The 13,837-nt window shown below is 64.0% G+C and carries 14 protein-coding genes; 7 read left to right on the forward strand and 7 right to left on the reverse strand.

Annotated elements, in window-relative coordinates:
• Positions 1-65 precede the first annotated feature (65 nt).
• Entirely contained in the window at positions 66-776 is a 711-nt protein-coding gene (locus ABDZ98_RS03195; protein ID WP_160591910.1) for an NAD-dependent deacylase, read from the forward strand.
• Here ABDZ98_RS03195 and ABDZ98_RS03200 read toward each other — a convergent pair.
• Positions 749-2,242: a tetratricopeptide repeat-containing sulfotransferase family protein gene (locus ABDZ98_RS03200; protein ID WP_160591912.1), complete on the reverse strand. Its 1,494-nt coding sequence runs from the start codon at positions 2,240-2,242 to the stop codon at positions 749-751. The genes ABDZ98_RS03195 and ABDZ98_RS03200 overlap by 28 nt on opposite strands.
• Before the next feature lie 329 nt (positions 2,243-2,571).
• Here ABDZ98_RS03200 and ABDZ98_RS03205 point away from each other — a divergent pair, with 329 nt between their 5' ends.
• Complete coding sequence (locus ABDZ98_RS03205) at positions 2,572-2,787, forward strand: hypothetical protein (RefSeq protein ID WP_160592073.1); 216 nt, start codon at positions 2,572-2,574, stop codon at positions 2,785-2,787.
• An 82-nt stretch (positions 2,788-2,869) separates the two neighbouring features.
• Here ABDZ98_RS03205 and ABDZ98_RS03210 read toward each other — a convergent pair whose 3' ends face one another.
• A complete protein-coding gene (locus tag ABDZ98_RS03210; RefSeq protein ID WP_160591913.1) occupies positions 2,870-3,736 on the reverse strand; it encodes a dioxygenase family protein in 867 nt (288 codons plus the stop codon).
• A gap of 205 nt (positions 3,737-3,941) precedes the next feature.
• On the opposite strand from ABDZ98_RS03210, the gene ABDZ98_RS03215 reads away from it, so the two are divergent.
• Positions 3,942-4,412, forward strand: coding sequence for a GreA/GreB family elongation factor (locus ABDZ98_RS03215; protein WP_160591915.1), 471 nt, complete (start codon positions 3,942-3,944; stop codon positions 4,410-4,412).
• A 6-nt stretch (positions 4,413-4,418) separates the two neighbouring features.
• Here the strand turns inward: ABDZ98_RS03215 and ABDZ98_RS03220 are convergent, their stop codons facing one another.
• The 5 genes from ABDZ98_RS03220 to mutM form a co-directional block, all read right to left on the reverse strand.
• Positions 4,419-4,679 (reverse strand): hypothetical protein, encoded by a 261-nt coding sequence (locus tag ABDZ98_RS03220; protein WP_160591917.1) that lies wholly within the window; start codon positions 4,677-4,679, stop codon positions 4,419-4,421.
• A 48-nt stretch (positions 4,680-4,727) separates the two neighbouring features.
• Complete coding sequence (locus tag ABDZ98_RS03225; RefSeq protein WP_160591919.1) at positions 4,728-5,519, reverse strand: HesA/MoeB/ThiF family protein; 792 nt, start codon at positions 5,517-5,519, stop codon at positions 4,728-4,730.
• A 474-nt stretch (positions 5,520-5,993) separates the two neighbouring features.
• Positions 5,994-7,388: a chromosomal replication initiator protein DnaA gene (gene dnaA / locus ABDZ98_RS03230; protein ID WP_343805798.1), complete on the reverse strand. Its 1,395-nt coding sequence runs from the start codon at positions 7,386-7,388 to the stop codon at positions 5,994-5,996.
• A 494-nt stretch (positions 7,389-7,882) separates the two neighbouring features.
• On the reverse strand, positions 7,883-8,143 hold the full coding sequence (gene rpsT, locus ABDZ98_RS03235) for a 30S ribosomal protein S20 (protein ID WP_160591922.1): 261 nt from the start codon (positions 8,141-8,143) through the stop codon (positions 7,883-7,885).
• 126 nt (positions 8,144-8,269) lie between these two features.
• Entirely contained in the window at positions 8,270-9,085 is an 816-nt protein-coding gene (mutM, locus tag ABDZ98_RS03240) for a bifunctional DNA-formamidopyrimidine glycosylase/DNA-(apurinic or apyrimidinic site) lyase (RefSeq protein WP_160591924.1), read from the reverse strand.
• Between the two features lie 78 nt (positions 9,086-9,163).
• Between mutM and ABDZ98_RS03245 the strand changes: the two genes are divergently transcribed.
• From ABDZ98_RS03245 to ABDZ98_RS03260, 4 genes are read left to right on the forward strand one after another with little or no spacing between them, the layout of a single operon-like run.
• The gene (locus ABDZ98_RS03245) at positions 9,164-9,895 is read left to right on the forward strand and encodes a class I SAM-dependent methyltransferase (protein WP_160591926.1); all 732 of its coding nucleotides are present in this window, start codon (positions 9,164-9,166) and stop codon (positions 9,893-9,895) included.
• Positions 9,896-9,900: 5 nt separating this feature from the next.
• Positions 9,901-11,457 (forward strand): 2-polyprenylphenol 6-hydroxylase, encoded by a 1,557-nt coding sequence (gene ubiB, locus ABDZ98_RS03250; RefSeq protein WP_160591928.1) that lies wholly within the window; start codon positions 9,901-9,903, stop codon positions 11,455-11,457.
• A 20-nt stretch (positions 11,458-11,477) separates the two neighbouring features.
• The gene (locus ABDZ98_RS03255; protein ID WP_237437512.1) at positions 11,478-12,602 is read left to right on the forward strand and encodes a hypothetical protein; all 1,125 of its coding nucleotides are present in this window, start codon (positions 11,478-11,480) and stop codon (positions 12,600-12,602) included.
• A gap of 31 nt (positions 12,603-12,633) precedes the next feature.
• The gene (locus ABDZ98_RS03260; RefSeq protein ID WP_343805683.1) at positions 12,634-13,752 is read left to right on the forward strand and encodes a hypothetical protein; all 1,119 of its coding nucleotides are present in this window, start codon (positions 12,634-12,636) and stop codon (positions 13,750-13,752) included.
• Positions 13,753-13,837 lie beyond the last annotated feature (85 nt).

Here is a 13,837-nt window from a genome sequence, read left to right on the forward strand (position 1 = left end):
CACTCCATAGTGCATGGGACGAAATGGACCCTGAAACAAGTTCAGGGTGACAGCAGGTGAGGGCAATGAACGAAATCGGCAACATCGTGATCCTGACCGGCGCGGGGATCAGCGCCGAATCCGGCCTGCGCACCTTTCGCGCGGAGGATGGATTGTGGGAGGATCATCCGGTGGAGCAGGTGGCCACGCCGCAAGGCTTCGCCCATGATCCCGGCCTTGTGCAGCGCTTTTACGATGAGCGGCGGGCGAATGTGCGCGGGGCCAGTCCCAACGCCGCGCATCTGGCGCTGGGACGGCTCGATGCGCAATGGAAGGGCGAGTTGCTGATCGTCACCCAGAACATCGATGATCTGCATGAGCGCGGCGGTGCGGCCCGTGTGCTGCACATGCATGGCGAGGCGCTGAGCGTGTGGTGTGTTGCCTGCGATGCGCGCCACCACTGGACAGGCACGCTCAGCGATGGTCCGCCATGCCCGGCCTGCGGGCAGGTGGCGATGCGGCCCGATATCGTGTGGTTTGGTGAAATGCCCTATCGCATGGAGGAGATTTTCGCCGCCATCGCGCGCGCGGACCTGTTCGTTTCCATCGGCACATCGGGCGCGGTCTATCCGGCGGCGGGGTTTGTGCAGCAGGCCAGCGCCAGCGGCGCGCGAACGCTGGAGCTGAACCTGGAAGAAAGTCTGGGCAGCCGCCTGTTCGATGAAACGCGGCTGGGTATGGCGAGCGAACTGGTGCCCGCATGGGTCGATCAGCTGCTGGGCGCGCCCTTGCCGTAATAGGCATCGCTGAAGGGCGTGAGGAACTGCGCATAGGGCTGCGCTGAGCCGATGGCGCTGCGACTGATCGGCTGGCGCACCTGCATCACGCTGCTGGTGGCGACCACGTGGCGGTTTTCATGCGGAGCGAAGGCCTGGCTTTCCGGCGCCAGATCGCAATGCGCCAGCAGGCGCGCGATGGCGGTGGCAGGCTCACTCACCAGCGTTTCGTAATCCATCACCAGCAGCCGGTCGCCCAGCAGGTCCTGCCACTGGCGCAACAAGGCGTCCTCCAGCGCGAAATGATGGGCGATGTCCTCCAGGTCATGGCTCCACGGATAGGACCCGTTGAAGCGCGTGCGGAAGCACGACCATGCGCAGTCCAGCGGGTCACGCCGCAGCCAGACCAGCGGTGCCTGCGGCAACAGCGATGCAGCAATGCCCAGCAGGCGGCTGGTGCCGATGGTCTTGTCGACGATGCGGCCTTGCGCCCCGAACCGCTCTGCCAGCCAGTGGTCCCACAGCCGGGCGAGGGCGGGCGCGCCTTCCCGTGCCACATGGCGCTCCAGCGCTTCGAATGAATTGCCGCCCATGTCGCTTGCCAGCAGGCCCAGCCGGTTGATCTCCCCGCCGTCTGCAACCTCGCTGTGGGCGGTGAGGATCTGTTCCACCAGCGTGGTGCCCGATCGCGGCAGGCCGGTGACGAAGATCGTGCGCCCGGTCGGCTCGCCCTGCTGCGCGGCGATCTGCGCCATGCGCCGGGGGTCATATCCGTCGATGGCATCGCGGGCGATCCGGCTGTCGCGATCCGGGTCATAGCCGCCCGCCGGACGGGTCAGCCGTGCCCCGCGCGAAAATGCCGCGAAGGCGCGTTCATGCTCGCCGCGGTCGGCGTGCATCTTGCCCAGCGCATAGAGGTAAATCCCGAAGTCGGTCTGCGAGGCGAAGGCCATCTGCCGCTCCGCCGCCAGCAGCCGGTCCGCCTCCTGCGGCTCCTGTACATAGTCGATCATGGTCGACAGCGAATGCCAGGTGGGGCCGGAAGCGGGGCGCAGTCGGGTCGCTTCCTCCAACATGCGGCGGGCCTCTGCCGTGTCACCCACGGCCAGCGCGGCGGTGCCGCTGCTGTGCGCCAGCGCCGCCGGTTCGGGCTGACCAGCGGGCAGGGCGCTCAGGATCGCGCGCGCATCGTTCCACAGGCCCAGCTGCGCCAGCACGGCGGCCTGCTGGTACAGCGCCATGGCGCTGCGCCCGGAAAAATCGACGAACAGCTCCAGCGCCGCGCGCGCGCTGGTGATCTCCCCGCGGTCGCCCGCCAGCTTCGCCAGCGCCAGCCACTGCTCACCCATCGGTGCGCGCAGAGCCAGCAATTTTGCGATGATGCCGACCACTTCCGCGCGGTCATGGCGTTCGATTGCCGGACGCAGGCCGTCAACCAGTCCAAGGACCGCAGCCTGTTCGCTATCCGATTTGCGGTGAATATCCATTGGGGGTTGTTGCGAATACTTCTCACTGGGATCCAATGGCGCGTCTGTGCCTGCTGTGTGAGGGCGGCAACGTCATAAATGTCGCAAATTGTCTCAAAACGTCGCAGAATCGTCTTGCGCCCTCTGGAGCCGGGGTCCATGTTCGAAATTGAGGATGGGTCGCGTGCCATGCCGAAATAACGGCAGGCCGCAAACTGGGGGGTGCCGGGGCTATCGCCAATCGGGTCGACAGGGACGATACGCGCATTGCGCGGATTCAGATCAGGTCACAGGCATTGCGGGAAACGCAATTGCTGGCGCGTTTGGGCGATACGCCAGGCTTCGAGCTTATGCCGAACAAAGACAAACAACCCGAAGTGGGGTGCGCGCAAGGCCAAGGTGTGTTCACGCAAGTGGATGTGCAGCGTGCCATTTCAGCCGCGCGCGATGCCGGGCTGAGGGATTACCGGGTGGAAATTGCACCTGATGGCACCATCGCCATCGTGGTCGGTGCCGCAGCAAGGGCCGCCGATGGAACCACCGTTTTTGACAGTTCCGCCGACTAGCTGATCCGCCTGGCCGATCTGCCCTGGCCGGTCGCGCCGTTGCGCTGCTCACTCCTTTTCGCCGCTCACTCCTTTTCGCTGCTCACTGGCCTTCCAGCACAAAGTCCAGCGTCAGCACCTTGAATGGTCGGTCCACCGCCTCTCCATTGGGGGCGGTGCCAGCGGGATGATCCACCAGATCGACGACCAGTTCAGGCCGTGTGCCGAACACCACATCGCTCTCGATCTTCGGTGAGGTGCTGTCGAACACGTGGGTGGTCAGCGGCTTGCAGCCATCGGCGCGGACGATGAAATGGATATGCGCGGGGCGAAATTCGCTGATCGTGGTCCGGGCGATCAGATCGCCCACCGGGCCGTCCACCGGGATCGCATAATCCACCGGCGCAACCGTGCGGAACAGATATGATCCGTCTGCCCGCGTGGCCACCAGCCCGCGGTGGCGCGCATCGCTGCCGATCAGCTGCGCCTCGTAAATGCCTTCCTGATCGTTCTGCCACACATCCAGCACCGCGCCCGCCAGCGGGCGGCCGTCCTGATCGCTCACTCGCCCCTGCACGAACAGCGGCGCGCCATCTTCGTCGGCGATGCCGGGAAGCCGTTCGCCAAAGGGGATCTCGGGCGAGTCCGGAATATAGAACGGGCCGAGCAAGGTCGGCTTGGTGGCGGCATCGCCCACCTGGTTGTTCATCAGCGTGACCAGCATGGACAGGCCCAGCGTATCCGACAGCAGGATGAATTCCTTGCGCTTGTCATTGGACATCTGCCCCACGCGGCTGAGGAATTCGGTCGCCTCGAACCATTCGCCCTCGGTCAGCTCATTCTCGCGCGCGAAAGCGTGCAGGTGGCGGATCAGCGATGCCATCAGCTGGCCCAGCCGCGGGTCCCTGGCGCCCTTCTCCCACCGCTCGGCAGCGATATCGGTAATGGTATCAACGGTTGCAAATGGCATGTGCTGGTTCGCCCTCTTCCCGGTTGCGGCTTTGGCGTGAGTGTCAGCGTGCTTTTTGCCAGAGTCAATCCGCGGCGCATTCACAGCGGCGGCAGGGTGGCGGCAGGGTGGTGGCAGGGCCGTTGTGCATTGGGCGGCGGATGGGCAAAGAGGGAAAGACGCATGGAGATTTGCAGATGAACGGTCCGCGATTGAGAGAAACCAGATGAGCGTGGCCTTTCGCCGGGAAGGCGATGAGGAACATCTTGAACCCAAGTTCGAGATTCCCATCCCCACCGGTCCCAATCTGGTGACTGCGCGCGGGCTGGCGCTGATTGCGCAGCGGGTGGCCGATCTGGAAGCGCAGCTGGTGCCGGGCGGCGATGAGACGACGGTAAAGGCGCTCAAGCGAGACCTGCGGTACTGGCAGACGCGGCAGATCACCGCCGAAGTGGTCCCTGCTGCCAGCGGCGAGACGGTGGAATTCGGCACCACGGTGACGTTCAGGCTCAACGGCAAGGAAAACACCCTGCAACTGGTGGGCGATGACGAGGCCGATCCGGCGCAGGGCCTGATATCCTTTTCCGCCCCGCTGGCGCGCGCGCTGATCGGTGCCGAGGCCGGGGAGTTCCTGCCATTCGGCGGCAGGGAAGATGCTATTGAAGTGGTTTCGGTAAAGGTGTCGCCAACAGAGTAGCGCGCGTCACTCGGGCGCAGCACGCTCCAGCAATTCCATCAGGTTGCGGGCGCTGTTGCGGTCTTCCTCATTATCGAACGCCACGTCCAGATCGGGCGCGGCGCCGAACATGTGCAGCATCGCCCACAGCGCAAAACGCCGCTCACCATCCTGTGCCAGACCGAAATCGACGCGCATGTGCTCGATCCCGGACGCAAGCACATCGGGGGTGACGCTCATCAGGTCATCGGTGGCGAAATAGCGCCGCAGCTGGTCGTCAAAATCCATCGCAAGTTCCTTCGTAAACCAGCCTTGCGGTTTTGCCCGCACGGCCCATCAGCCAGCGCCGCTCCCGCAGGCCTTGCAGCCGGGGTCCTTGGCGATTCTCATCGTGCGCATTTCGGGTTTCAGCCCGTCCATCAGGTGAAGCTTGCCCCACCCTGGCTCGCCCATGCCGCCGGTGCCGGCGATGAGGATGCGGATGGCCTGCATGGCGGCGAAGCTGGCGGTCCAGCCAGCCATCGCGCCCAGCATGCCGTCTTCGGCGCAGGTGTCGCAATCCTCGGCATCGAAGGCATCGCCGACATAGCAGCGATAGCACGGGCTGGAGACCATGTGCCCGGCAAAGGCGCCAACCTGTCCCTGAAACCGTCCCACGGCGGCGGACAGCAGCGGCACGCGCTCGGCCACGCAGGCATCGGACACGGCGAGGCGGGTGGCGAAATTGTCGGTCCCGTCCAGCACCAGGTCCACGCCTTCGAGCAGGTCCGGCGCGGTTTGCGGCGTTACGCGGCGGTCGGAAATGGTGACCGCCAGCTTCTCATCGAAATTGCTCACCCAGCGGCGCGCGGCCACTGCCTTGCCGTGGCCAATGTCGCGCGTGGTGTAGATGGTCTGGCGTTGCAGGTTGCTGATATCGACCACGTCGTCATCCACCAGCGTCAGCGTGCCGATCCCGGCGGCGGCCAGATATTGCAGCGCTGGCGCGCCGATGCCGCCAAGGCCCAGCAGCAGCACATGACTTGCCGCCAGCGCGGCCTGTCCTGAGCCGCCCACTTCGGGCAGCACGATATGGCGCGCGAAGCGGGAAAGCCGTTCGGGAGACATGTGGACAGGCGGTTGATCCATCGCAGCATCCCTAGCCGCAAAAGCCGCGCGGTAAAGCTGTTCACGCCTTTCCTACAGATTGTGGACCGTGCAAGCAGGGCGCCAGCTCTTTGAAACAGGTGGAACTTGCCTATGCGTGCGGCAGATTTTGTGCGCGGTCCCGGCCAGGTGTCACCTTGTTTGATTTCAAATAAGATATTGGAAATACAACGATTAACTTCGCACCATCAAGGTGACAGCGTGTCACCTTTGTCACCTTCGGGGCTTATGCGCGCTTGTGCACATGACTGTGGGCAGAGCTGTGGACAGGCTGCGCACAAGCCTGTGCACCGCGCCGGGACAAGTCCCGGGCGGTGCACATGTTGGCAGGTTTGTGGAAATTCTGTGAACACAGACGGGACCGCGAGGTCCCGCAAGGCCGACCGGCCGCCGCGCCTTATGGCGCGTAAGCCAAAGCCGCGGATGCGGCTGCCGGCGCCTGAGGCTCAAAAAAAATCAGCTTTCCAACTGGCGCANCACGTCACCGTCCATATCGGCATCGCGGGTGCGCAGGTCCTCGATCAGGCGCACGGCGTGAATCACCGTGGAATGATCGCGGCCACCGAACTTGCGGCCGATTTCCGGATAGGAGCGCGGCGTCAGCACCTTGGCCAGATACATCGCCACCTGGCGCGGACGCACCACCGCGCGGGCGCGGCGCTTGGATGACATCTCGCTGCGATCGATGCGGTAGAACTGGCAAACCGTGCGCTGGATCTCGTCAATCGTGATCCGGCGGCGGTTGGCCGAGAGGATATCGGTCAGCTGTTCCTCGGCCAGCTGCAAGGTCACTTCCTGACCGGTCAGCTGGGCATAGGCGATCAGCTTGTTCAGGCCGCCCACCAGTTCGCGCACATTGCGGTTGATCGTGCGGGCGAGGAAATCGATCACGTCGCCGGGCACGTCCAGCGGGGCAAAGCGGGTCAGCTTGCTCTCCAGGATCAGGCGGCGCAGTTCGATGTCGGCGGACTGGATGTCAGCCACCAGCCCCATCGACAGGCGGCTGAGCAGGCGCGGTTCAACGCCGTCCAGTGCCTGCGGCGCGCGGTCGGCGGCAAACACCAGACGCTTGCCCTCGGCCAGCAGCGCGTCGATCGTGTAGAGAAGCTCCTCCTGCGCGGAAGCCTTGCCGATGATGAACTGTATATCGTCCACCAGCAGCAGGTCGAAACCGCGCAGCCGGGCCTTGAACTCGATCATCTCGTTCGACTTCAGCGCCTGCACGAATTCGACCATGAAGCGCTCTGCGCTGCAATAGAAGATCCGCGCCCGCGGGTGCGCCTGCATATAGGAATGGCCGATGGCGTGCATCAGGTGCGTCTTGCCCTGGCCGGTGGCGGCCTTGAGGTAGAGCGGGCTGAACTGCGGCTTCTCGGTCTTGGCCATGCGCTCCGCCGCATTCTTGGCGAGCACGTTGGTGGAACCGGTGACGAAGGCGGCAAAGGTCAGCGACGGATCGAGGCCGACGCTGGAGGTGAAGCCATCATCGCCGATCGATTCCATCGCCAGCGTGGCATCATTGGCAGCACGGTGGCCAAAGCCATCATCGCCGCGCAGGTCCAGATCAGCCAGCTTGCGGCGACCGGGATGGACCTTGATGGCAACGTGGCGCACTTCGCTGCGGGCAATCTTCCACGCCAGCGAAAGCCGGTCATGGAATCGGTCCAGCACCCAGTTTGCGGAAAAATCGGTGGGCAGGAACAGTTCCAGCGTGCCGGTTTCCTTGTTGAAACTGCCAAGCTGGATCGGACGAATCCACTGCGTGAAAAGCTGGTTGCCCAGGTCCTTGCGCAGACCCTGGCTGATGTCAGCCCAGTCCGCGGCGAGATCCAGTGCTTCGCGCTCTTCCATCTTGTCCTCAACTTCATCGCGCTTGCCCGGAACATCACGTCCGGCATGCGGTCCAACTCGAATCATTATCCGCTCTTCCCTATCCGAAGGCCTGCCCAGCTGCTTCCCCCACGAACCAGGATCGGAGACACAACTTCCCCGGTCCGGGAATCCGCATAAACGGACCACCGGAGCTCCAATGCTGGCTCGGCTATAAAAAATCGGGACGCATCGGTCCCAACCGGATTTCAGTTATGAAGACTGCTGCGCGATGGGCAAGAGGCGCACTGTCAAAAAAATTTAATTTATGCGGTTGACTCGGCTCTGACCCGCAGAGAACCATTCAACGCATTGTTTTCGCACGATAGATTTGTGACAGTCTCGCGAATCGCGGGTTTCCCTGCACTTGTTGCGTTGCAAAGGTCGCGCATGCTGCAGATGCGAAAAGGGCCGGTGGAAAAACCACCAGCCCCGTTCCAATTTCGTTCCTGCAATTCGCCGTCAGGCGAAGCGAATCAGATCGCTGCGACTCGCTTGGTCAGGCGACTCAGCTTGCGCGATGCGGTGTTCTTGTGGAGCACGCCGCGAGCAACACCGCGCGCCAGTTCAGGCTGGGCATGCTTGAGAGCGATTTCGGCAGCCTGCTTGTCGCCTTCGGTGCAGGCGGTTTCCACCTTCTTCACGAAGGAGCGGATGCGGCTCATGCGGGCACCGTTGATTTCGGCGCGCTTGTCATTGCGACGGATGCGCTTCTTGGCTTGCAGCGTATTGGCCATGTTCGTCCTTGTCTCGGGCCGCAGCAGCGACCGGATTATTCTTAAATGTTAAAACTGCTGGAACGGCGGAAAGCCGCCGGAAAGCGCGCGCATTAGCCGCGCCCCTGCGAATCGTCAAGTAATCGCTTACGACTGGCATTCCGGGCAGAACCAGGTGCTGCGCCCTCCTTGCACGATCCGGCGGATGATTCCACCCTCGCAGCGCATGCAGGACTGATTCTCCCGCCCATAGACGCTGAAGCGCGTGGCGAAGTAGCCCAGCTGCCCGTCGGGCCGGGCATAATCGCGCAAGGTGGAGCCGCCATCGGCAATCGAGCGGGTCAGCACATCGCGAATGGCGACCACCAGCCGCTCCAGCGCGGGAAGGTAGATTCGCCCGCCTGCCTTGCGCGGATCGATCCCGGCCATGAACAGCGCCTCGCACACATATATATTGCCAAGGCCCGCCACCACTTTCTGATCGAGCAGCAGCAGCTTGATCGCCTGCTTGCGGCCCTTGATGGCGGATCGCAGGTGCTGCGCCGTCAGGTCGGCGCCCAGTGGCTCGGGCCCCATGGAGGCAAAGGCCGGCCACCTGTCCAGCTGCGGCGTCTGCACCAGATCGACAAATCCGAACCGGCGCGGATCGCACAGGGCAAAGCTGTGGCCTGCGGTCTCGATCACCATATGGTCATGCTTGTCGGGGGTTTCAGGATCGATCCGCCAGCGCCCGCTCATGCCCAGGTGGAAGATCAGCGTGCTGTCACGGTCCGTATGGATCAGCCCGTATTTGGCGCGCCGACCCAGCGAAGAGACGCGCGCCCCGGTCAGCGATTGCACCAGACCTTGCGGAAAGGGGAAGCGCATGTCCGGACGGTTCAGGGCCACGCGCGTGATCCGTTCCCCATCAAGGAAGCGCGCCAGCCCGCGCACGGTTGTTTCGACTTCAGGCAGTTCTGGCATGGCCCCAGCCTTTATCACCCTTTGATTGCGCGGCAATTCCCCTTAAGGCGCCACACGCAATGAAAGAGTTTGGTGCCCATGAGTGAAGAAGTCTCCTTCGGCTATGAGAATGTCGATCCGGTAGAGAAGACCCGGCGCGTGGGCGCGGTGTTTTCCAATGTCGCGGCCAAATATGACATCATGAACGATGCCATGTCCGGCGGCATGCACCGTTTGTGGAAGGACCGCTTCGTCAGCCGCGTCAAGCCGCAGCCGGGCGAGGCGATTCTGGATATGGCCGGCGGCACTGGCGACATCGCCTTTCGCATGGCTGACCGGGGCGCCGAAGTGGTGGTGGCCGATATCAATCAGGACATGCTGGATGTGGGCGTGGAACGCGCCATGCAGCGCGGGATCGATGGCCTCGTCTGGTCATGCCAGAACGCCGAGCAGCTGACCTATATCGACAAGCAGTTCGATGCCTACACAATCGCCTTCGGTATTCGCAACGTGACCCATATCGACCGCGCGCTGGCCGAAGCATATCGCGTGCTGAAATATGGCGGGCGCTTCTACTGCCTGGAATTCTCCACCATGACCTGGCCAGGCATGAAAGAGGCGTATGATTTCTATTCGCACAGACTGGTGCCGCAGATCGGCAAGATCGTGGCGGGTGACGAGGAAAGCTATCGCTATCTGATCGAATCGATCCGCCGCTTCCCGCCAATGCCCGAGTTCGAACGGATGATCCGCGATGCAGGCTTCGTGAGAACCAGAGTGGAGCCGATCATGGGCGGGCTGGTGGCGATCCATTCGGGGTGGAAAGCGTAAGCCGCGTGACCAGACCTTCAACGCATATCTGGCGGCTGCTGAAATGGGGCCGCACACTGGCAAGGCATGGCGCGCTGCGCGGGATCGAGGCTGATCCCAACACGCCGCCGCAGGTCCGCCGACTGGTGCGCATTGCCCGCTTCGGCACGCGCCAGCCGCGGGTTCCCGATTATGCCGCGGCCTTCCAGGCCATCGGTCCCGCCGCGATCAAGCTGGGCCAGACGCTGGCCACCCGGCCCGATCTGGTTGGTGAGGATGCCGCGCGCAATCTGCTCAGCCTTCAGGATTCACTCCCTCCCGTTCCCTATGCCGCCATCGAAAAGCAGATTGAATCGAGCTTCGAAGCGCCGGTGTCCTCGCTGTTCTCCTCCATTGATCCAGATCCGGTGGGCGCGGCCTCGATCGCGCAGGTGCACAAGGCGGTGACGAAAGAAGGCCGCACCGTGGCCATCAAGGTGCTGCGCCCCGGCATTCGCGAGCGTTTTGAGCGCGATATCGCCACCTATGAATGGGCTGCTGCCCATCTGGAGGCGCTGGGCGGAGAGGCCACGCGCCTGCGTCCGCGGCTGACCATTGCCAACTTCAAGCGTTGGACCAATCGCGAGCTGGACCTGCGGCGCGAGGCCGCATCGGCATCCGAGCTGGACGATGCCATGCGCGGTATCCCCGATTATCGCACTCCCGCTATCGACTGGGACCGTACCAATGGCCGCGTGCTGACGATCGAATGGATCGACGGGGTCAAGATCAGCAATGTCGATGAATTGCGCGCTGCCGGTCATGACCTGCCCGATATCGCGCGGCGGCTGGTGCTGGCCTTCCTGACGCAGGCGATCAGCGCCGGATTCTTCCACGCAGACATGCACCAGGGCAATCTGTTCGTGCGCGCGGACGGGGCCATCGTGGCCATCGATTTTGGGATCATGGGCCGGATCGACCGGCGCGCCCGGCAATGGCTGGCGGAGATTCTGTACGGCCTGACCACCGGCAATTACAAACGCGTGGCAGAGATCCATTTCGAGGCGCAATATGTGCCCAGCTATCACTCTGTCGATGAGTTCGCGACCGCCCTGCGCGCCGTGGGCGAACCGATGCGCGGCAAGCCGGTGAGCGAGCTTTCCGTGGGCCAGATGCTGGACGGCTTGTTCGCCATCACCCGCGATTTCGACATGCAGACCCAGCCGCACCTGCTGCTGCTGCAAAAGACCATGGTGATGGTGGAGGGGATCGCCACCCAGCTCGATCCGCAGATCAACATGTGGGACGTTTCCGGCCCGTTCGTGAAGAACTGGATCCGCGATGAGCTGGGGCCGGAGGCCGCGCTGGCAGACCGGATCAGGCAGGACGGCGAAACCCTGCTGCGCATCCCCGCGCTGATACGGCGGCTGGAGGAGCAATATCCGCCCAAGGGCGGCGCACCCGAACCGCCGCCTCTGCCCGATATCGAACTGGTGTGGGAACGCCGGGCCAGCGCCAGCCGCGTCTGGCCGGGTTACCTGCTGGCCGCTGCCGTGGGCGGCGCGCTGGTCTGGGCGGGGAGCATGGCAGGATGGCTGGGCTAGGCAGGCAGCGTGGCAGGAGAGTGGGGCTAGGCGGAAGGGCGCTGGCCTGGGACCGCTTTGCCCATTGGGCGCCGGGCGCGGCCATGCTGGTGCTGATCGGTTTTGCCCTGCTGCTGGTTGTGGCGGCACTGACCGACAGGTCTGATGCGGGCAGCGAGACAGCGCCTGTATCATCTGCCCCGGTCTCAACGTCACAGACCGTTTCGACCGCGCCAGCCGCCTCCACCACGCAGGGCGACAACGATCTGCAACTCTATCACCGGATTGCCGAGCGCGTTGCCGCGGGTGAGAATTACTACCAGGTGGCGGTTGAGGAACAGCGCGCGCGCGATTTTCCCGTGCGGCCCGGCTTTACCGTGCGCCTGCCCACGCTGGCCTTCATCACCGCTTTGGTCGGCACCGGTGGGCTGATCGTGCTGGCGGTGCTGCTGGGCATTCTGACGCTGGTGGTCTGGTGGCGGCGGCTGGGCGATGAACCGGGCGGAGAGGAGCATCGCACGATATCGCTGCTGCTGCTGGTGATCGGCACAGGTGTCGGCTTCAAGGCGCAATATCTGGTGCTGCACGAGGTGTGGGCGGGCGTTCTGCTGGCGCTGTCCTTTGGCCTTTACCGGCGCAGGCACTGGCACTGGGCATGGCTTGCCGCTGCCCTGGCGCTGGCGATCCGCGAACATGCGCTGCCTTTCGTACTGCTTATGGGCGCGCTGGCCGGCTGGCGGCGTGACTGGCGGGAGGCCGCCGCATGGGGCGGACTGGTGCTTCTGTTCCTGATCGGCCATGGCGTGCATCTGGCGCAGGTGAACCCGCTGATTTCCGATTCCGATCCTGCATCTCCTGCATGGCTGGTGTTTCGCGGGCTGGGTGGCTGGACGTCCAGCATCATCCTGTCGAGCCCGCTCTACCTGCTGCCCGGTGTGATTGCCGCGCCGCTGGCGCTTCTGCCGCTGCTGGGCTGGGCCGGGTGGAAAAGCGACATGGGGCTGTTCGGCCTGCTGCTGTTTACCGGCTATGGCCTGCTGTTCATGATCGCTGGGCGTGACAACAACTTCTACTGGGCGCTGATGGTCACCCCGGCGTGGTTTGTTGGCCTTTCCTTCCTGCCGCGCAGCGTCACATCGCTGTGGAATTCGGCGCGGGGCAATTGAGCCGCAGCGCGGGGTGGGGCACACGATGATGATGACGACGATCTGGCGCGATCCTGTTGGCTGGTGGTGTTCGCTGGGGCGGCCGCTGCAACATCTATCCCCCAGAGCTGCAATGGGCGTGTTGCTGGCGCTGGTGCTGGCGCTGGGCTGGGCAAGCTGGGCAACGGGCGATCTGGGACGCGCCGATGATGCCCGCATTGCCGCCAAGACCGGTGAGCGCATTGGCGATCTGGAGCTCTATGCGCGCATTCATGAGCGGTTTCATGATGGTGAGAACTACTATGCCGCCGCGATGGCGGAACAGCGCGAGCACAATTATCCCACCAGGCCGTTCGTCACCGTGCGCCTGCCCACGCTGGCGTGGATCGATGGCCAGCTGAATGCCAAGAGCTGGCGGGTGATCGCCACCGTCCTGCTGATAGGCATGGTGCTGATCTGGCTGTCCGCATTCACCCCGCTTGCAACCATGGCGGAACGGGCGGGCGCGGTGGTGGTGCTGTTCCTCAGCGGAGCAGGGGCCTATGACGCGCGCGCCATGGTGTTCCACGAACTTGTGGCCGGGCTGCTGCTGACGCTGTCACTGGGGCTGTACCGCCCGCAGCGCTGGTGGCCCAGCCTGATCCTGGCGGCGTTGGCGCTGGCCGTGCGCGAACTGGCGTTGCCGTTCGTCATGCTGTGGGGCGCATTCACGCTGTGGCAAAGGAAGTGGGCGGAGGCGCTGGCCATTGCCGGTGTGATCCTCGCCTTTGTCATCGCCCTGTTTTTCCACGCGCAGGGCGTTGCCGCCCACGCCATGCCCGGCGATCTGGCGTCGCCCGGCTGGGCTGCGTTCAATGGGCCGCAAATGGGCCTGCTGGCCATGGCCAAGCTCACGCCCTTGCTGTTCCTGCCGGTTCCGCTGGCGGCGCCGATCGCGCTGATTGCGCTGCTGGGCTGGATAGCGCTGGGCGGCAGGCTGGGGCTGTTTGCCTCGCTGTGGTTCATCGGTTTTGGCATTGCCCTGTCACTGTTCGCGCGGACCAACAATTTCTACTGGGTGCTGCTGCTGCTGCCCGCCTATGCGGCGGGGCTGGCATTCGTGCCGCGCGCATTGGTGGAGCTGGTGCAGCGTGCAACAGGCGCGCGTGCAACAGGGAAGCAAACAAGCTAATCTTAACCATCGTGCGGCAAAGCTGGTCTTGGCAGGATACCAAAGCTAGGCTTGCTGCCGAAACAGAACCACCGGGAGGACCGGG

It is taken from the genome of Alteraurantiacibacter aestuarii (genome assembly GCF_039523595.1).
Lineage (GTDB): Bacteria > Pseudomonadota > Alphaproteobacteria > Sphingomonadales > Sphingomonadaceae > Alteraurantiacibacter > Alteraurantiacibacter aestuarii.

Coding starts and splice junctions, on each gene's coding strand:
- ABDZ98_RS03195 (WP_160591910.1), top strand. CDS start 66: ATGAACGAAATCGGCAACATCGTGATCCTGACCGGCGCGGGGATCAGC.
- rpsT (WP_160591922.1), bottom strand. CDS start 8,143: ATGGCCAATACGCTGCAAGCCAAGAAGCGCATCCGTCGCAATGACAAG.
- mutM (WP_160591924.1), bottom strand. CDS start 9,085: ATGCCAGAACTGCCTGAAGTCGAAACAACCGTGCGCGGGCTGGCGCGC.
- ABDZ98_RS03200 (WP_160591912.1), bottom strand. CDS start 2,242: ATGGATATTCACCGCAAATCGGATAGCGAACAGGCTGCGGTCCTTGGA.
- ABDZ98_RS03215 (WP_160591915.1), top strand. CDS start 3,942: ATGAGCGTGGCCTTTCGCCGGGAAGGCGATGAGGAACATCTTGAACCC.
- ABDZ98_RS03245 (WP_160591926.1), top strand. CDS start 9,164: ATGAGTGAAGAAGTCTCCTTCGGCTATGAGAATGTCGATCCGGTAGAG.
- ABDZ98_RS03220 (WP_160591917.1), bottom strand. CDS start 4,679: ATGGATTTTGACGACCAGCTGCGGCGCTATTTCGCCACCGATGACCTG.
- ABDZ98_RS03225 (WP_160591919.1), bottom strand. CDS start 5,519: ATGGATCAACCGCCTGTCCACATGTCTCCCGAACGGCTTTCCCGCTTC.
- ABDZ98_RS03205 (WP_160592073.1), top strand. CDS start 2,572: ATGCCGAACAAAGACAAACAACCCGAAGTGGGGTGCGCGCAAGGCCAA.
- ABDZ98_RS03210 (WP_160591913.1), bottom strand. CDS start 3,736: ATGCCATTTGCAACCGTTGATACCATTACCGATATCGCTGCCGAGCGG.
- ABDZ98_RS03260 (WP_343805683.1), top strand. CDS start 12,634: ATGACGACGATCTGGCGCGATCCTGTTGGCTGGTGGTGTTCGCTGGGG.